Origin of the sequence: Quadrisphaera sp. DSM 44207 (genome assembly GCF_900101335.1) — a bacterium.
Taxonomy (GTDB): domain Bacteria; phylum Actinomycetota; class Actinomycetes; order Actinomycetales; family Quadrisphaeraceae; genus DSM-44207.
Window position 1 is genome coordinate 134,250 of the sequence record NZ_FNKA01000003.1, and the last position, 17,929, is coordinate 152,178.

Annotated in this window: 15 protein-coding genes; 9 read left to right on the forward strand and 6 right to left on the reverse strand. The window is 79.3% G+C overall.

Translation table 11 applies throughout. The features are described 5' to 3' along the window. The first annotated feature begins 107 nt into the window (after positions 1 to 107). Together BLS82_RS11040 and BLS82_RS11045 are read left to right on the forward strand one after the other, a co-directional pair. Positions 108 to 1,136: a LacI family DNA-binding transcriptional regulator gene (locus BLS82_RS11040; RefSeq protein WP_092865688.1), complete on the forward strand. Its 1,029-nt coding sequence runs from the start codon at positions 108 to 110 to the stop codon at positions 1,134 to 1,136. A 40-nt stretch (positions 1,137 to 1,176) separates the two neighbouring features. After that, positions 1,177 to 2,241: an NAD(P)-dependent alcohol dehydrogenase gene (locus tag BLS82_RS11045; protein WP_092865691.1), complete on the forward strand. Its 1,065-nt coding sequence runs from the start codon at positions 1,177 to 1,179 to the stop codon at positions 2,239 to 2,241. Positions 2,242 to 2,316: 75 nt separating this feature from the next. Here the strand turns inward: BLS82_RS11045 and BLS82_RS11050 are convergent, their stop codons facing one another. Beyond that, positions 2,317 to 3,657 (reverse strand): S1C family serine protease, encoded by a 1,341-nt coding sequence (locus tag BLS82_RS11050; RefSeq protein WP_176819058.1) that lies wholly within the window; start codon positions 3,655 to 3,657, stop codon positions 2,317 to 2,319. A 139-nt stretch (positions 3,658 to 3,796) separates the two neighbouring features. On the opposite strand from BLS82_RS11050, the gene BLS82_RS11055 reads away from it, so the two are divergent. Next, on the forward strand, positions 3,797 to 5,359 hold the full coding sequence (locus BLS82_RS11055; RefSeq protein WP_255378286.1) for a gluconokinase: 1,563 nt from the start codon (positions 3,797 to 3,799) through the stop codon (positions 5,357 to 5,359). 62 nt (positions 5,360 to 5,421) lie between these two features. Then, a complete protein-coding gene (locus BLS82_RS11060; RefSeq protein WP_092865697.1) occupies positions 5,422 to 5,808 on the forward strand; it encodes a TFIIB-type zinc ribbon-containing protein in 387 nt (128 codons plus the stop codon). A 156-nt stretch (positions 5,809 to 5,964) separates the two neighbouring features. Here the strand turns inward: BLS82_RS11060 and BLS82_RS11065 are convergent, their stop codons facing one another. The 4 genes from BLS82_RS11065 to BLS82_RS11080 form a co-directional block, all read right to left on the reverse strand. Further along, positions 5,965 to 6,921: a type IV toxin-antitoxin system AbiEi family antitoxin domain-containing protein gene (locus BLS82_RS11065; RefSeq protein ID WP_092865700.1), complete on the reverse strand. Its 957-nt coding sequence runs from the start codon at positions 6,919 to 6,921 to the stop codon at positions 5,965 to 5,967. Positions 6,922 to 7,201: 280 nt separating this feature from the next. Further along, complete coding sequence (locus BLS82_RS11070) at positions 7,202 to 8,857, reverse strand: DNA repair helicase XPB (RefSeq protein WP_092865703.1); 1,656 nt, start codon at positions 8,855 to 8,857, stop codon at positions 7,202 to 7,204. A gap of 76 nt (positions 8,858 to 8,933) precedes the next feature. After that, entirely contained in the window at positions 8,934 to 9,608 is a 675-nt protein-coding gene (locus BLS82_RS11075) for a hypothetical protein (RefSeq protein WP_092865706.1), read from the reverse strand. 55 nt (positions 9,609 to 9,663) lie between these two features. Beyond that, positions 9,664 to 12,090, reverse strand: coding sequence for a helicase-associated domain-containing protein (locus tag BLS82_RS11080; protein ID WP_218123842.1), 2,427 nt, complete (start codon positions 12,088 to 12,090; stop codon positions 9,664 to 9,666). A gap of 47 nt (positions 12,091 to 12,137) precedes the next feature. Here BLS82_RS11080 and BLS82_RS16090 point away from each other — a divergent pair, with 47 nt between their 5' ends. From BLS82_RS16090 to BLS82_RS11100, 5 genes are all read left to right on the forward strand, one after another. Beyond that, a complete protein-coding gene (locus BLS82_RS16090; RefSeq protein WP_218123843.1) occupies positions 12,138 to 12,320 on the forward strand; it encodes a hypothetical protein in 183 nt (60 codons plus the stop codon). Continuing rightward, a complete protein-coding gene (locus BLS82_RS11085; protein ID WP_218123844.1) occupies positions 12,317 to 13,018 on the forward strand; it encodes an HAD family hydrolase in 702 nt (233 codons plus the stop codon). The genes BLS82_RS16090 and BLS82_RS11085 overlap by 4 nt, the downstream gene beginning before the upstream one ends. Before the next feature lie 157 nt (positions 13,019 to 13,175). Further along, entirely contained in the window at positions 13,176 to 13,559 is a 384-nt protein-coding gene (locus tag BLS82_RS11090) for a cold-shock protein (protein ID WP_092865711.1), read from the forward strand. Between the two features lie 3 nt (positions 13,560 to 13,562). After that, positions 13,563 to 14,324 (forward strand): DUF3027 domain-containing protein, encoded by a 762-nt coding sequence (locus BLS82_RS11095; RefSeq protein ID WP_092865714.1) that lies wholly within the window; start codon positions 13,563 to 13,565, stop codon positions 14,322 to 14,324. Between the two features lie 68 nt (positions 14,325 to 14,392). Then, on the forward strand, positions 14,393 to 17,593 hold the full coding sequence (locus BLS82_RS11100; protein WP_092865717.1) for a sacsin N-terminal ATP-binding-like domain-containing protein: 3,201 nt from the start codon (positions 14,393 to 14,395) through the stop codon (positions 17,591 to 17,593). Here BLS82_RS11100 and BLS82_RS11105 read toward each other — a convergent pair. Next, a complete protein-coding gene (locus tag BLS82_RS11105; RefSeq protein WP_255378342.1) occupies positions 17,590 to 17,838 on the reverse strand; it encodes a DUF2530 domain-containing protein in 249 nt (82 codons plus the stop codon). The genes BLS82_RS11100 and BLS82_RS11105 overlap by 4 nt on opposite strands. Between the last annotated feature and the right edge of the window lie 91 nt (positions 17,839 to 17,929).

A 17,929-nucleotide genomic window follows, 5' to 3' on the forward strand; every position in this document is an offset into this window, starting at 1 on the left:
CGGCGCCGCGGACGGCGCCGCAAGCGGGGCAGCGGACGGCGCCGCAGGTGGCGCCGCCGTCCGGCGGGGCGCGGGCCGTAGGCTGGCGGCCCGACGAGGAGGAGCCCGTGCCCCACACCGAGGACCGCACTGACGGTCGCACGGTCACGATCGCGGCCATCGCCGCGGAGGCCGGGGTGTCCGTGCCCACCGTCTCCCGGGTGCTCAACGGCCGCTCGGACGTCGCCCCGCGCACCCGCGAGCGGGTCGAGCAGCTGCTGCGCGACTCCGGCTACCAGCGCCGCGGCGGCCGCCCGCCCGGGCGGGCGGGGCTGATCGACCTGGTCTTCAACGACCTCGACAGCCCGTGGGCGGTGGAGATCATCCGCGGTGTCGAGGACGCCGCGCACGCGCTCGGCGTCGGCACCGTCGTCTCCGCCATCCACCGCCGCGCCAGCGCCACCCGCGCGTGGCTGGACAACCTCGGCGCCCGCGCCAGCGACGGGGCCGTCCTCGTCACGACCGACCTGGACCCGGCCCTGCGCTCGGAGCTGCGGCGGCTGCAGGTGCCCGCCGTCGTCATCGACCCCGCCGGCGTCCCCGACCTCGACGTGCCGACCATCGGCGCGACCAACTGGGCCGGCGGGGTCAGCGCCACGGAGCACCTGGCCTCGCTCGGACACCGGCGCGTCGCCTTCGTCGCCGGGCGGCCCTCCCTGTGGTGCAGCCGCGCGCGCCTGGACGGCTACCGCGCCGGGCTGGCCGCCGCGGGCCTGCCCTTCGACCCCGCGCTCGTGGCCGAGGGGGACTTCGACTACGAGTCCGGCTCCCGCGCCGGGGCGCGCCTGCTCGAGCTGGCGCAGCCCCCCACGGCCGTCTTCGCGGCCAGCGACCAGATGGCGCTCGGGGTCTACGAGGCCGTGCGCCGCGCCGGGCTGCGGGTGCCGCAGGACGTCAGCGTGGTCGGGTTCGACGACCTGCCCGAGGCCCGCTGGTCCTCCCCGCCGCTGACGACGGTGCGCCAGCCGCTGGCGGAGATGGGCATGCTCGCGGCGCGCACGGTGCTGCGGCTGGTGCACGGCGAGCGCGTGGAGAGCCCGCGGGTGGAGATGGCCACCGAGCTCGTCGTCCGCGACAGCTCCACAGCCCCGCGGTGACGGGCCCGGGGACGCAGGCGAACGGCGGAGGAGGACCTCGATGAGCAGCAGCGCGCAGGCCGGGACGGCGGGAGCGGGCACGCAGCGGGTGGCGGTGCTGGACGCGCCGGGCTCGATCGTCCTGGAGCGGCGCCCGGTGCCGGCGCCCGGGCCGGGGCAGGTGGCCGTGCGGGTCGCGGCGGTCGGCATCTGCGGTTCGGACGTGCACTACTTCGAGCACGGGCGGATCGGCGACTACGTCGTCGAGGGGCCGCTCGTGCTCGGGCACGAGGCCTCCGGCACGGTGACCGCCGCCGGGGAGGGCGTGGACGCCTCGCTGGTGGGGCGCCGCGTGGCGATCGAGCCGCAGACCACCTGCGGGCGCTGCGAGCAGTGCCGCCAGGGCCGCTACAACCTGTGCCCGCACGTCGTCTTCTTCGCGACCCCGCCCGTGGACGGCGCCTTCACCGAGGAGGTCGTCGTCGACGCCGTCCAGGTGCACCCGGTGCCGGACGCGCTCTCCGACGAGGAGGCCGCGCTCGTGGAGCCGCTCGCGGTGGCGGTGCACGCGTGCCGCAAGGCGCCGGTGCGCCCCGGCGCGCGGGTGCTCGTCAGCGGCGCGGGCCCCGTCGGGCTGCTGTGCCTGCAGGTGGCGCTCGCGCACGGGGCGAGCGAGGTCGTCGTCACCGACGTCAACGCGCACCGGCTCTCGGTCGCCCGCGAGCTCGGCGCCACCGGCGTGGTGGACGTGACCGGCGCGAGCGCGCAGGAGCCGGCCGGGCCGCAGGAGGCGCTGTTCGACGTCGTCCTGGAGTGCAGCGGGTTCCCGAGCGCGACGCTGTGGTGCCTGCGCCGCACGGCCCCGGCCGGCACGATCGTGCTCATCGGCATGGGGGCGCCGGTGCCGCTGCCCGTCGACCAGCTGCAGGCCCGCGAGATCACGCTCACCGGGGTCTTCCGCTACCGGCACGTCTACCCGACGGCGATCGAGCTGGCGGCGTCGGGGAAGGTGCGGCTCGCCCCGCTGGTGACCTCCCACCACGGCCTGGACGACGTGGAGGGCGCCCTGCGCAAGGGCCGCACCGACCCGCGCTCGCTGAAGGCCGTCGTCCACCCCGGTCGCTGAGGGATCAGTCCTTCGCGGTGATCTTGCACGTCCGGTCGCCCGGACGTGCAAGATCACCGCGAAGGAGGGGCTGGATCAGTCCTCGGCGGGGCGCGTGCCCAGGGTCACCGGCACCTCGAGGCTCCCGCCGTCGCGCACGACGGTCAGCACGACCTCGGTGCCGGGGGCCTCGGCGCGCACGCGGGCGGTCAGGGACTCCGCACCGGAGACGCCCTCGCCGTCCACCGCGACGACCGCGTCGCCGTCCTGCAGGCCCGCCTCCTCGGCGGGGGTGCCGTCGACGACCTGCGAGACCTCGGCGGCCTGGCGCGTGGCGCCGTCCGCGCTCGCCGTGGCGTCGCCGAGCTGGACGCCGAGCCACGCGTGGTCGGCGGCGCCGTCGGCGATGAGCTCGCTCGCGATGCGGGACGCCTCGTCGCCGGGGATGGCGAAGCCGAGCCCGACGGAGCCGCCCGTGCTGGAGGCGATCGAGGAGTTGATGCCGATCACCTGGCCCGCGGCGTCCACGAGCGGGCCGCCGGAGTTGCCGGGGTTGATGGCGGCGTCGGTCTGGATGGCGTTGGTCACCACCGGCTCCGTCTGCGACGGGGTCTGCCCGGAGCGGTCGAACGGGTCGGTGCTCGAGGTCTCCGCCTGCGTGGTCACCGGGCGGTCGAGCGCGGAGACGATGCCCGTGGTCACGGTGTCGGACAGGCCCAGGGGGTTGCCGAGCGCCATCACCTGCTGCCCGACGACGACCTGCTCCGAGTCGCCGAAGGTGGCGGGCACGAGGTCGTCGGGAGCGTCCTCGACCTGCAGCACGGCCAGGTCGGTGGACGGGTCGGTGCCGACGACCGAGGCCGAGTGCACGCGCCCGTCGGAGAGGACGATCCGGATCTCGGCGTCGCTGCCCGCGGCCGTCGCGACGTGGTTGTTGGTCAGCACCCGGCCCTCGGCGTCCAGGACGACGCCGGTGCCCTCGCCACCGGTGGCGCCGTCGGAGACCTGGATGGTGACGACGCTGGGCGCCACGGTCTCGGCCAGCGAGGCCCAGTCGACGGCCTCGGTGAGCGGCACGGAGGCCGTCGAGCCGCCCGCGGTCGACCCCGTCGCGGCGGCGGCGCTGGTGCCGGCGGCGCCGTCGTCCTGCAGCGCGGTGACGGCCGCGGCCGCACCGCCGCCGGCGAGCACGGCCGCCAGGCCCGCGGCGACGAGCACGCCGGCCCAGCCCGGGCCCCGGCGCCGGCCGCCGCCGCTCCCGCCGGGGCCCTGCGGGCCGCCGGCGTAGGGGCCACCGGGCTGGGGGGTGCCCTGCTGGAGGGCGCCGGGCTGGGGGGCGCCCGTCTGACCGACCCAGCCCGCGCCGGGAGGCGACCAGGCGTGGGGCGGCTGCTGCGGGGCCGGGGGGGCGGTGTGCGAGCCGTGGAGCTGGGTCATGGCGGCGACCTTCCGAGCAGGAGGGCGGGTCTTCGGTGTCCCTAGTCGAGCGCCCGCGGCTGGGGCCCTGCTCGGCGCCGGCTGTGCGTTCCCTGGGAGCCGCTTCCGCGGGCCGGACGGAGAGGGCCACGCTGGGGGCGTGGACCGTCGCGAAGGCCCCGCCGGGCGGGACGAAGCTGGTGCGGGGCCGGTGGTGATCGGCGTCGACATCGGCACGACGAGCACGAAGGCGGTGGCCTTCGACGCGGCGGGGCGGCTGCTCGCCGCGCACTCGGCCGGGTACCCGCTGGAGGAGCCGCACCCGGGCCACGCCGTCCAGGACCCGCAGCTGGTGCTGCGGGCCGTGCTGGACGCCGTCCGCGCCGCCGTCGCCGAGGTGGGGGCGGCGCGGGTGGCCGGGCTGTCGTTCAGCGCGGCCATGCACGCCCTGGTCGGGCTCTCCCCGACGGGCGAGCCGCTGACGCCGCTCGTCACGTGGGCCGACACCCGCGCCGGCCGGCAGGCCGAGCGGCTGCGCGCGAGCACGGGCGGCCTGGCGCTGCACCGGCGCACCGGCACCCCGCTGCACCCGATGTCGCCCCTGGCCAAGCTCGTGTGGTTCTCCGAGCAGGAGCCGAAGCTGTGCGAGCGGGTGGGGTTCTGGGTCGGGATCAAGGAGCTCGTGCTCTGGCGCCTGTGCGGCGCGCTCGTGGTGGACCACTCGGTGGCCTCGGCGACCGGCCTGATGGACCTGGAGGCGCTGGCCTGGGACGGCGAGGCCCTCGCCCTGGCCGGGGTGCTGGCCGACCAGCTGCCCGAGCTGGTGCCCACGACGCACGTCCTGCCGGGCCTGACGCCCGAGGGCGCCGCCGCGACCGGGCTGCCGCAGCGCACTCCCGTGGTGGTCGGCGCCAGCGACGGGCCGCTGGCCAACCTCGGCCTCGGGGCCGTGCGCCCGGGCGTGGCGGCGTGCTCGATCGGCACGAGCGGCGCGCTGCGCGTCGTCGTCGACCGGCCGGCCGTGGACCCCCTGGGCCGGGTGTTCTGCTACGCCCTCACGCCGGGGCGGTGGGTCGTCGGCGGGGCTGTCAACAACGGCGGGGTCGTGCTGCAGTGGGCCGGCGACGCCCTCGCGCCGGACCTGGGGGAGGGGGCGGAGGAGGAGCTGCTGGCCCTCGCCGCCCGCGCGCCGGCCGGCTCCGGAGGGCTGGTGATGCTGCCGTACCTGCTCGGCGAGCGGGCGCCGCACTGGAGCTCGCTGCCCCGCGGCGCCTACGTCGGCCTGACCCGGGCGCACCGGCGCGAGCACCTGGTGCGGGCGGCGGTCGAGGGGGTGTGCCTGCAGCTGGCGCTGGTGCTGCACTCGATGCGCTCGGCGGGCCTCCAGGTGCGCGAGCTGCGCGCCACGGGCGGCTTCGCGCGCAGCCCGTGGTGGCGGCAGCTGCTGGCCGACGCCCTGGGGATGGAGGTGCGGTTCGCGCGCGGCCACGAGGGCTCCGGGTTCGGCGCGGCGCTGCTCGGCATGGAGGCCCTCGGCCTCGTCGGCTCGATCGACGTGGCGGCCGACCTGGTCCGGACGGGCGAGACCGCGCGCCCGCACCCGGCGGACTCGGCCGTCTACGCCTCGCTGCTGCCGGTGTTCGGCGAGCTGTACGACGCGCTCGCGCCGACCTACGCGTCGCTGCGCCGGCTCGCGCCGTCCCTGCCCGTCGACCTGCGCTGACTCCGCGGGTGCTGCGCCGGCCCGCGGGTGCGCCCGACCGCGCGGGCGAGGATCCTGCGGGCATGGACCTGACCTGCCCGAAGTGCCACGGCTCGATGCGCAGCTACGAGCGCAACGGCGTCACCGTCGACCAGTGCACCGAGTGCCGCGGCATCTTCCTCGACCGCGGTGAGCTGGAGCGCCTCGTCGACGCGGAGAACCGCTGGCACGAGCACGAGCCGTCCTCCGCGCAGGGCGCGGCCGGGTACGCGCAGGGGTCCTCGGGGCACGGGGCGTCGGGGCACGGCGGCGCGGCGGCCGGGGGGCTGGGCGCGGTGGTCGGCGAGGTGCTGCGCCAGGCGGGCACGCGCTCGTCCGGCTCGGGCCACGGCAGCTCCAGCGGGTACGGGCAGAGCGGGTACGGGCAGTCCAGGCGCAAGAAGTCCTTCCTGGACGAGCTGTTCGGCTGACCGCCGGCGGCTGCCCGCTTCTCGCCGTCCCTCACCGCCCGTCGTCGTCGATCATGGGGGTGCGGCGTCCTGCGGCGGCGTGTCGGCGCGCGCAGGCCCATGGGGACGTGCGCCGGACGCGCTGAGCCCCATGGCGGCGGACGCTGCCCGGCGTCGTCACAGCGCTGCGCGCACCATCGTCGGGATGCGCAGCGGGGACGTCGTGTCGGCCCACGTGCACCGCAGGACGTCGTAGCCGAGCGCCACCAGGGCGTTGGCGCGCCACCGGTCGCGGTGCACCGCCTCGGGCAGGTCGTGGGGGCCGCGGCCGTCCGCCTCGAGCAGCAGCGGCAGGGCGCCGGGCCGGGTGCGCCGGCGGAACACCATGTCGGCGCGGGCGACGAGGTGGCCGCGCTCGTCGCGGACCTCCACCTGCAGGTCGTCCGGAGCGAGGTCGTCCTCGATGCAGCGCAGCCGTGCGCGGCTCTCCAGGGGCGACTCCGCCCGCGGGTCGGCGAGCGCCCACAGGTCCGCCGCGCGCCGGCAGCCGGGACGTCGCCGCGAGCCGTCCGCCGCGCGGAGCAGCCCGGCGCGGTCGACCAGCCCCCTGCGCAGCGCGGAGTCGAGGACGGCGAGGGCGTCCGGCCGCTCCAGCCGCGGCACGAGGTCGGCGAGGGTGCGCACGACGCCCGTGGCCGGGATGCCACCCAGGTCGACGACGTCCCCGGCCCCGAGCAGGAAGGCGTGCGGCTCGAGGAACCGGCGCCGCGCCTTCTCGGCGCCCCGCTGCACGACCACCTGCACGGCTCCGCGGCGCGGCACGCCGTCCACGCCGTGGAGCACCGCGGCGCTGCCCAGGCCGATCACCGCACCCGGCACGGCCATCGACGCCGCTCGCGCCCAGGACCTCGCCAGGTCACGGCCCGCGCGCAGCGGATCGGTGAGGTAGGCGCCCCGCAGGGGGACGGTCCACTCGCCCTGCGCGACCAGGGACCTCACCACGTGCGGCGCGACGCCCGCCGCCCGCGCCTGTGCCGCCGTGACGACGGCGTCCTGCTCCGCGGCCAGCGCGGCGAGGGCGGCCGGGACCTGCGGGGGATGGCTCGGCGGGAGCAGCAGGAGCGGAGCGGGCACGCCGGCAGCCTGGGGCCGCGCGGGCGCCTGCGGAGGTGCCCGCGCAGCGCCTGTGGACGGCGGGGCTGTACCGGCGCCTGTGGGCGGACGGGGGACGGGCCGCGGCCGACGCTGCGGCTGCACCGCCATGGGGCTCAGCGCGTCCAGCGCACGTCCCCGTGGGCCTGCGCGCGCCGACACGCCGCCGCAGGGCCCCGCAACCCCATGATCGACGACGACGGGCGGCGAGCGGGCGGGGCCGTGCAGGTGGCAGGAGGGTCCCGCGCGCCGGGGGCAGGGGCTAGAGGTCCGCCGAGCCGGCCAGGACGTCGTCCGCGTCGACGATGCGGTACGCGTAGCCCTGCTCGGCCAGGAAGCGCTGCCGGTGCGCCGCGAAGTCCTGGTCGAGGGTGTCGCGCGCGACCACGGTGTAGAAGCGGGCGGTGCGGCCGTCGGACTTCGGGCGCAGCACGCGGCCGAGGCGCTGGGCCTCCTCCTGGCGCGAGCCGAAGGAGCCGGAGACCTGCACCGCCACCGACGCCTCGGGCAGGTCGATGGAGAAGTTCGCGACCTTCGAGACCACGAGCACCGGCAGCTCGCCCGCGCGGAACGCCGCGAACAGCCGCTGGCGCTCCGCCACCGTCGTCTCACCGGTGATCACGGGCGCGTCCAGGCGCGAGCCGAGGTCGGCGAGCTGGTCGAGGTACTGGCCGATGACGAGCACCTGCTGCCCGGCGTGCGCGGCGACGACCTGCTCGACGACGCGCGACTTCGACTCCGACGTCGAGCACAGGCGGTAGCGCTCCTCCGGCTCGGCGGTCGCGTACAGCAGCCGCTCGGAGTCCGGCAGCGTCACGCGCACCTCGACGCAGTCGGCGGGCGCGATCCAGCCCTGCGCCTCGATGTCCTTCCACGGCGCGTCGTAGCGCTTGGGCCCGATCAGGGAGAACACCTCGCCCTCGCGCCCGTCCTCGCGCACCAGGGTGGCGGTCAGGCCGAGGCGGCGGCGGGCCTGCAGGTCGGCCGTCATCCGGAAGATCGGGGCGGGCAGCAGGTGCACCTCGTCGTAGACGATCAGGCCCCAGTCGCGGGCGTCGAACAGCTCCAGGTGCGGGTACGCGCCCTTCCGCTTCGTCGTCACCACCTGGTAGGTCGCGATGGTGACGGGGCGGACCTCCTTGCGGGAACCGGAGTACTCCCCGATCTCGTCCTCCGTCAGCGACGTGCGGCGCAGCAGCTCCTCGCGCCACTGCCGCGCGCTGACGGTGTTCGTGACGAGGATCAGCGTCGTCGCCCTCGCCCGCGCCATCGCCCCGGCCCCGACGATCGTCTTGCCCGCACCGCAGGGCAGGACGACGACCCCGGAGCCGCCGTGCCAGAACCCCTCGACGGCCTCGGCCTGGTACGGGCGCATCGCCCACCCGTCCTCGACCAGGTCGATCGGGTGCGCCTCGCCGTCCACGTGGCCGGCGAGGTCCTCGGCGGGCCAGCCGAGCTTGAGCAGCACCTGCTTCAGCGTGCCGCGCTCGGAGGGGTGGACGACGACCGCCTCGGCGCCGAGGCGCGCGCCGACCAGGGGCGCGACCTTCTTCGAGCGCAGCACCTCCTCGAGCACCGGGACGTCGAGGGCGTGCAGCACCAGCCCGTGCGCCGGGTGCTTGAGCAGCTGCAGGCGCCCGTAGCGGTCCATGGTGTCCGCGACGTCGACGAGCAGCGCGTGCGGCACCGGGTAGCGCGAGTGCTCCAGCAGCGCGTCGACGACCTGCTCGGCGTCGTGCCCGGCGGCGCGCGCGTTCCACAGGCCCAGCGGGGTGACCCGGTAGGTGTGGACGTGCTCGGGCGCCCGCTCGAGCTCGGCGAACGGGGCGATCGCCTTGCGCGCCGCGGCCGCCGCGGGGTGGTCGACCTCCAGCAGCAGCGTCTTGTCGCTCTGGACGATCAGCGGGCCGTCGCTCACGGGACTCCTCACGGGTGGGCGCCGGCGGGCAGGAGCCGGCTGCGGGTGCAACGGCGCGCACGGCGCAGGGCTTCCCTCAGACGAGACCGCCCGGCGCGTCGAGCCAGGCCAGCGGGAAGGCCGCGGAGATCCCCGCCGCGGTGCCCTGGGCTCCGAGGGTGACGAGGAGCACGACGCCCACGACGACCAGCACGACGGAGAGCGCGGCCACGACGGCGTAGACGATCCAGCCGATGCGGGTCAGGCGGCGGGCGCCCTCGCGGTCCTGGCCGGCCCGCACCAGGGCGAGGATCGCCAGGACCAGCGGCGCGACGCCGGCGAGGAACAGGAACCCGCTGATCACCGACAGGCCGCTGACCACCAGCAGCACGACGGTGGACGCCGGCACGCCCTCTCCGCCACCGGGACCGCCGGTGTACGGGCCACCGGTGTAAGGGGTGCCGGTGTACGGGCCGCCGGTGTACGGGGTGCCGGTGGAGGAGCCGCCGGCGGAGGACGCCGGGACCGCCGCCGGACGGCCGGCGTGCGGCTGCTGCGCCTGCTCGCCCTGCTGGGCCCACGGGCCGCGGTACTGCCCGCCGCCGTAGCGGTCGTCCTGCGGCGCCGCGCCCTGCGGCGCCGCACCCTGGGACGTCCCGCCCTGCGACGGCCCGCCCCGGGACGGCCCGCCCTGCGGCGTCCCGGCGTCCCGCTGCTCACCGGACGGCGGGCCCCACGGGTAGCCCGAGGGGTCCTGCGACGGGTGGCTCATCGGTCCTCTCCCTCCTGCGGCGGTGCCGCAGCGCTGGGCAGCACGCTACCGGCGCTCAGGCCGGCGCGACGCCCGTGACGCGGTGCACCGACATGGTGCGCACCTGACCGGACGCGGCGTCCAGGGCCGTGACCATGCCGCCCTCGACGGTGACCGGCTCGACCAGGCGCACGCTCGTGCGCCCCGTGCGGTCGGTCAGGCCCACCCACAGCGACCGGTGCGAGGCGGCCGCCTCCCGCAGCGCCTCCAGGGCCACCGCGGGCTCGGTCGCCGCGAGCACCGGCGGACCGCCGCGGCCCCCGCCGTCTCGCGCGGACCGGCCGCTGCCGCCGTCCCGGCCGCCGGCGCCCCCGCGCCCGGCGCCGGCCGGCTCGTCCCCGGCGTCGCCGGCCCGCAGGGCGCGCACGACGGCGTCGACGAGCGTCGGCAGCGCCGCGGGCGGCTCCCCGGTGACCGGGCGCGGCCGCTCGCGCGGCGGCGAGCGGTGCTCGCGGGGACGGCGCAGCACCAGGTCGGCGTCCGCGCCCTCGACCGCCGGGGCCAGCCCCATCGCCCGCAGCGCCTCCAGCACGGCGGGAGGGTCGGCCTGCGCCGCCGCCACGGTGGGCGCGAGGAGGCGCAGCCGCAGCGGCGCCGCGCGCCGGTCGGCGACCACCTCCGCCAGCTGCGCCTCGTCGTCGCTGCGCAGGTACGAGCCCGCCACGCCGACCCGCACGCGCCCGTGGCGGCGCGCGACGTCGGCCACGAGGTACTCCAGCGGCTGCGGCACCGGCGTGGAGGAGTGCGCGGCGAGGAAGGCCAGGACGTCCGCGGCGCCGCGCCCGGCGTCCAGGGCCCGGCGCACCGAGGCCGGTGTGAAGCGGTAGACCGTGGCGCCGCCGCGGCTGTCGACGTCCGCGACCAGCGCCATCTGCGCGGCGAGCGCGGGCACGAGGGGCCCGGGGGCCACGGCGGTCAGGTCCGCCTGCAGCAGCACCGCCTCGACCGGCGCCGGCAGCACGGCCGCGAGCGCCGCGGCCGCGGCGTCGGCGTCCTCGGCGACGACGTGCCGGCCCGCGGTCGACAGCGCGCCCGCGCCCGTGACCCCCAGCCACGCCGCCTCGCGCAGGGTCCAGCCGACCAGGCGCCCCGCCAGGGCCCCGGCCCGCCGCGGCGCGCGCCAGCGCACCCGAGCGGCCAGCCCCTCGGCGTCCGCGGCCGCGCCCGGCGGCAGCTGCGCCAGCTCGTCCAGGACGACCCGGCGCACCAGCGGGGCGGAGGTGCGGTCCAGGTCGTCGGCCAGCGCGGTGCGCGCGACGCCGCGGGCGTCCTTCTCCCCGACCAGGGCCGGCACGCGGGAGGTGCGCAGCCAGCTGCTCGCGAGCAGTCCCCACCGCTGCGGCACCTCCTGCGCGCGCCAGTCGTCGAAGGCGGGCGTCGGCGCCCAGGCGGCGTCGGCCTCGCCGTCGTCGGCGGCCAGCCCGGCGAAGCGGGCGAGCTCGACGACGAAGGCCGCCTGCTCGGCGTCCACCTCGAGGCGGTCGGCGACGCGGCGCAGCTCGCGCACCCCCAGCCCGCCGGCGCGCAGCACCGGCGGCGGGGCGGCGCTCCAGCCCTGCAGCAGCTCCTCGACCAGGCGCACCGCCTCGGCGGCGGCGCCGGCGGCCGTGCCGTCGACGAGGTCGGGGCGCCGGGACGTCGTCGCCAGCGGCGGCGGCTCGTCGTCCAGGCCCGCCAGCACGCGCCCGCCGCGCAGCGCCACGGCGACCTCGCGCGGCAGCACCACGGAGCTCGGGCCCGCGGCCGCGAGCAGGCCGCGGGCGAGCAGCCACTCCAGCGGCGTGCTCGCCCGCGCGGTGCTCACCGGGCGCTCGGCGTGCTCGACGGCGCCGGTCGGCGGGCCCCACGCGAGCCGGTCCAGCAGCTCGCGCGCGGCCGGCGGCGCGTCGGCGAGCAGCCGCTCGAGCCGCTGCGGGTCGCCGAGCAGGGCGGCGACGGCGTCCAGGTCGGCCACCGGGTCGCCGCTGGGCTCGAGCCCGAGGTCGGCGGCGAGGGCCGCGACGCGGGCGGGGGAGCGGGTGCCGAGCGCGTCGCGCAGCGGCGGGCCGAGCCCGGCGGGCGCCGGCCCCAGCACGTCCGGAACGGCGCGCACCACGTGCAGCGCCCGCTCACCGCCCCACACCAGCGCGCGCACCCGCAGGTCCTCCACGACGCGCCGGACGGCGGGCAGCGGCGCGTCGCAGGCGCGCGCCAGGTCGGCCAGGGGCACCGGCTCGGGCAGCGCCGCGAGCGCCTGCAGCACCTGCAGCGCCGGCGTCGGCAGCCGGTCCAGGGCCCGCTGCACGCTGACCCGGGTGCTCGCCCGGGCGGCCAGGGAGGCGGTGTCCGCCGGCACGGGCGTCGCCAGGTCGGGGCGGGAGCGCAGCAGCGCGCCGAGCGCGGCGTCGTCCCGCGAGCGCAGGTCCTCGGCCAGCGACCGGGGGGAGGAGGTGCGGGCGGGCATCCGCTCCACGGTACGCGCGCCCGCGCGGCGGGCTAGCGTGACCGGCCGTGCGCATCGGGATCGTGCTCCTGCCCCAGCCCCGCTGGCGCGAGGACGCCGTCGCTCGCGCCGCCGAGGCGGGGTCCACGGAGGTCGTCGCGCACCGGCCGCGCGCCCGGGGCGTCTGCGCGGGGGACGAGGCGGCGCTCGAGGAGGTCGCCGCGCGCCCGCCGCAGCTGAGGGCCCTGTGAGCGGGGCCGGAGCCGCGCCGGCGCCGGACGGCGCCCCGGCGGCGCGCGTGCCCGTCGTCGGCTTCGACCTGGACATGACCCTCGTCGACTCCTCGACGCGCATCGGCACCTGCCTGGCGGCGGCGCTGGCGGCGCAGGGGGTGGCGGTCACGCCCGCGCAGGTGTGGCCGACCATCGGCGTCCCGCTCGAGGTCGCGCTGCGGCAGCTGGCGCCCGGCGCGGGCGAGGCCGTGCGCGCCGCCGTGGCCGCCGACTACCGGGCCCGCCACGACGCGCCCTCGGCGCCGCCGGTGCCGGCCCTGCCCGGCGCGGCCGACGCGCTGGCCGCCGTGCGCGCCGCCGGCGGGCGCACGCTCGTGGTCTCCGCGAAGGTCGATCGGGCTGTCGCCCTGGTGCTGGCGGAGGCCGGCCTGGCGCACCTGGTGGACGTCGTCGTCGGCGGCCGCTTCGCCGAGGCGAAGGGCGAGGTGCTCGTGCGGCTGGGCGCCACGGCGTACGTCGGGGACCACCCGGGGGACGTCGTCGCCGCCCGCACGGCGGGGGTCGAGCAGGTGGCGGTGCTGACCGGCCCGGTGCCCGAGGCGCAGCTGCGCGCCGCGGGCGCGACCACGGTGCTGGCCGACCTGACCGCGCTGCCGGGCTGGCTGGAGGGCCACACGGCGCGGCTGCGGGAAGGTGCGGTGGGCGACGGGCGTTGACCCCAGCGGATACCCTGGCGCGCCGCGCCCGCCCGCGCACCGGCGCAGCCGCCCGCGCGCTGGCGCACCGGTCCCGCCAGCACTCCGCAGCAGCACTCCGCAGCAGCACTCCGCACGAGCTCGACGAGCTCCGAGACGAAGGTCCTGAGGTCCTCCCGTGCCCACTGGCAAGGTCAAGTGGTTCGACGCCGAGCGCGGCTTCGGCTTCCTCGCCACCGACGACGGTGAGGAGGTGTTCCTGCACGCCTCGGCGCTGCCGCCGGGCACCTCGACGGTCAAGCAGGGCGCGCGCCTGGAGTTCGGCGTCGCCGACGGCCGCAAGGGCAAGCAGGCGCTGTCGGTGCGCCTGCTCGAGCCCTCGCACTCCGTGGTGGCCGCACACCGCAAGGACCCGGAGGACATGGTCCGCATCGTCGAGGACCTGATCAAGGTGCTCGAGGGCCTCTCCGGCCAGCTGCGCCGGGGCCGCTACCCCGACCGCTCCGCCACGGGCAAGGTCGCGGCCGTGCTCCGCAAGGTCGCCGACGACCTGGAGGGCTGACCCGTGCCCGCCACGCGCGCCCGCCGTCCCGTCCTGGACGCCGTCTGCGCGGCCGCCGTCGACCTCGCGCTGGCCGCGGCGCAGGAGGTCGCGGGCCCCGGCCAGGTCGGGGACCACCTCGGCGCCACGGCCGACGGCGACCGCGTGGTCACGCACCGCTTCGCGTGCACCGCGCCGGGCTACCGCGGCTGGGTCTGGTCGGTCGTCGTCGCGCGCGCTCCGCGCGCCCGGGCGGCGACCGTCTCGGAGACCGCGCTGCTGCCCGCGGACGACGCCGTCCTCGCGCCCGCGTGGCTGCCGTGGAGCGAGCGGCTGCGCCCGGGCGACGTCGGGCCCACCGACGTCCTGCCGCGCATCGAGGACGACCCGCGCCTGGAGCCCGGCTACTCGGCCACCGGGGACGAGGACGTCGACGCCGTCGCCCTGTGGGAGCTCGGGCTGGGGCGTCCGCGGGTGCTCTCGTGGGTGGGGCGCAGCGAGGCCGCGACCCGCTGGTACGAGGGCGGCTCCGGCCCGGAGGCGGAGAGCGCCCGGGCCGCCGCGGCGCCCTGCACCACCTGCGGCTTCTTCGTGCCGCTGGCGGGCAGCCTGCGGCAGGTGTTCGGGGTGTGCGCCAACGAGTGGTCCCCGGACGACGGCCGCGTCGTCAGCCGCGACCACGGCTGCGGCGCGCACAGCGAGACCGACGCGCGCGCGGAGCCGGAGCCGCTGCCCCGCCCGATCCTCGACGAGACCGGCTACGAGCCGGTCCGCGTGCGCGACTGAGCCCCCGCCTCTCGTGGTGGTCGCGCGCGTCCGGACCGGGCGGTCCTGGAGTGCATGATCACCGCGGGGTGACGGGCGGCGGGGACGACCCGTTCGGCACCGCGGCGCTGCGGGCGGCGGTGCTCGCCGCGTGGACGGCGAACCCGGACCGGTTCCGCGAGGACGCCAACGCCGAGGAGGACCTCGCGCTCGGCGCCTATCGCGAGCGCGTCGTCGTCGAGCTGGCGCAGAACGCCGCGGACGCCGCGGCCCGCGCGGGCGCACCGGGCCGGCTGCTGCTGCGGCTGGCTCCCGGGCCGGGTGGCGCGGTGCTGCTCGCCGCCAACACCGGCGCGGCCCTGGACGCCGCCGGGGTGCGGGCGCTGGCGTCGCTGCGGGCCTCCGCCAAGCGGGACGACGCCGCCGCGGCGGGCCGCTTCGGGGTCGGGTTCGCCGCGGTGCGCTCCGTCACCGACGAGCCGGCCGTGCTGACCGCGGCAGGCCCCGGCGTGCGCTTCTCGCGGTCGGCGACGGCCGCGGCGCTGGCGCGGGCCGCGCCAGGAGCGCCCGAGCTGGCCGCCGAGGTCGCGCGCCGCGGCGGCGCCGTGCCGGTGCTGCGGCTGCCGTGGCCGGCGTCCGCCGGTGCGCCCCCCGTCGCGCCGGGTGGCCTCGTGCCGGGCGGCTGGGACATCCCGGGCGGCTGGGACATCCCGGGCGGCTGGGACATCCCGGGCGGCTGGGACACCGCCGTGGTGCTGCCGCTGCGCGACGAGGCCGCGGCCGCCGCGGTGGAGCGCCAGCTCGCCGGCCTCGACGACGCCCTGCTCCTGGCGCTGCCCGCCCTCGCCGAGGTGGTCGTCGAGCGCCCCGGCGCGCCCGCGCGGCGCCTGGCCGACGCCGGTGGGCGCTGGCACCTGCTGCGCCGCACCGGCGCCTTCCCGGACGGCGCGCTGGCCGGCCGGCCCGTCGAGGAGCGGCAGCGGCTCGCCCGCACCGGCTGGTCGCTGACCTGGGCCCTGCCGCGCGGGCGCGCGGACCTGCCCCCCGGCGTCGAGCCGGTCGTGCACGCGCCCACCCCGACGGGCGAGCCGCTGCCGTGGCCGGCCCTCCTCGTCGCCTCCCTGCCGCTCGACCCCGGCCGCCGCGCCGTGGCCGCCGGGCCCGCGACCGACGTGGTGCTGGCGCAGGCCGCCCGCGCCTACGCCGACCTGCTCGCCGGGCGGGCCGCGGCGGGCGAGGACGCGCTGCCCCTCGTGCCCACGGGCCTGCCCGCCGGGCCCGTGGACGCCGCGCTGCGGGAGGCGGTGCTCGCCCGGCTGCCCGGCGCGCCGGTGCTGCGCTCCGCCGAGGACGGCGCGCCGGTGCGCCCGCGCGACGCCGTCGTCCTCGACGGCCCCCTGGCCGACGACCCCGCGGCCCTGGCGGCGCTCGGCCCGCTCGTCGCCGGCCTGGTGGCGGCGCCGCGCTCCGGGCGCGCGGCGCTGCGGGCCCTCGGCGTGCGCGAGCTGCTCCTCGCCGACCTCGTCGACGCGCTGCCCCCGCCGCCCGACGCCGCCGCGTGGCTCGTGCGGGCCGCCGCCTTCGAGGCCGCCGCCGCCGACCCGAGCGCGCGCGAGCAGCTGGGCGCCCTCCCGGTGCCGCTGGCCGACGGGCGCACGGCCCGCGGCGCGCGCGGCCTGCTGCTGCCCGCCCCGGCATGCCCGCCGGCGGCCGTGGCCGTGCTGGCGCGGCGGGGGCTGCCCGCCGTCGCGGGTGCGGTGGCCGCCGACCCCCGCGCCGCCGCCCTGCTCGAGCGGCTGGGCGCCCGCCCCGCCGGCCCGCGCGCGCTCCTGGCGCACCCCGCGGTCGCCGCGGCGCTCGCGGCGGACGCCGACGAGGACGAGGAGGCGCTGCAGGAGGCGTTCGAGGACCCGGCCCGGGCCGTCGACGAGGAGGCGGCGGAGCGAGGCGGCACCGGCGAGCTCGCGGACGCCGTCCTGGCCCTCGTGGCCGTGGCCGTCGCGGACGGGGACCTGCGGGCCGGGGACCTGCCGGCGCTGGCGGACCTGGAGCTGCCCGGGGCCTCGGGGGAGCACCTGCCCGCCGCCGGGCTCGTGCTGCCCGGCTCGCCCGCCGCCGACCTGCTCGACCCCGACGAGGTCGACGTCGTCGCGCCCGCGCTGCTGCGGCGGGAGGGCCCGGCGGTGCTCGAGGCGGTGGGCGTGGCGCGCTCCCTGGCGCTGGTGCGCGCCCAGGACGTCGACCCCGACGACCCGCCCGACGTCCTCGCCGACCTCGACGGCGCGCACGCCTGGCTCGAGGAGCTGGCGACCACCGCGCGGCGCGCCGGCGCCCCCGGGGCGCGGGCGGCGGAGGTCGTCGCCGTCCGCGACCTCGACCTGGTGCGCGAGGACCGGCGGGAGGCGCTGCTGGCCGCCGTGCGCGCCGACCCCGCCCTGCGCGAGGCCGTCGTCGCGCCCGTGGTGCTCGCCGGCCCCACCGGCGCGAGCGCGACGGGTCCCGGGCACGCCGCCTGGTGGCTGCGCCACCGCCTGGGCCTGGCCGGCCGGCCCGCGCCCGCGGCCCCGCCGGGCCTGGCCGCCCTCCTCGGCCCGGCGCCGCCGGCCGCGCGCGACCTCGACCCCGAGCTGGCCTCGGCGCTCGGGCTCGTCGCGGCGTGGGAGCAGGTGCCGCCCGCCGCCTGGCAGCGCCTCCTGGACGCCCTGGCGGACGGGCGCCGCGCCCTGCCCGCGGTGACGGACCTGCTCGCCCTGTGGCGGGCCCTCGCCGACGCCGCCGACGACGTCGCGCCGCTGCTCGAGCCGCCGGCGCGGGTGGCGGCGCTCGGCCCGGACGGCGCACCCGCCCTCGCCGACGCCGACGACGCGCTCGTGGTGGACGCCCCGATGTGGCTGCAGCGCACCGACCTCGGCGCCCGCCTCGTGCCCGGCGCCGCGCGGGCGGAGGCGCTCGCCGACGTCCTCGAGCTCGACCTCGCCTCCGAGCGGGCGCCCGGGCGCGTCGCCGGGCGCGGGTCGGTCGAGCCCGTCGCGCCGGCCGTGCTCGCGGCCGCTCCCGGGGCGCCGGCGACGTGGCGCGCCCACGACGAGCTGCGCGTGGACGGCGTCGCTGCGCACTGGTGGGTGCACGGCGCCGGCCCGGACGCCGTCGTGCACGCGGCGACGGCGGCGGGCCTGGCGCGCGGGCTGGCGCAGGCGGCGGGGACGTGGTCGCGGCGCTGGCTGGTGGAGGCGCTGCTGGGCGGAGCGGCGGCCGAGGGGGTCCTCGTCGAGGACGCCGCCGAGAGCTAGCGGCGCAGGCCGCGCCGCTTCAGGCCCTCGCGCCGCTGCAGGTGCGCCAGCCCGGCCAGGCCCAGCAGCGCGCCGGCCACGCACACCTCCAGCCACCAGCCGGTGCCCTGGGCCGCCAGGCGGTCGCGGGCCACGACGCAGGCCACGGCGAGCACCGCCCACACGAGCGTGCCCACCACCACCGCCCGGCGGTCGTCGGTCGCGAGCGGCTCCGGGTCGGGGCGCCGCTCGGCCGGGGGCACCATCAGCCACACGGCGCCCACCCTACGGTCGCGCGGCGCAGGGGCGCCCGGGCGCGCCACGGGAGCGGGCGGGAACACCAGCGCTCCCGGAGTC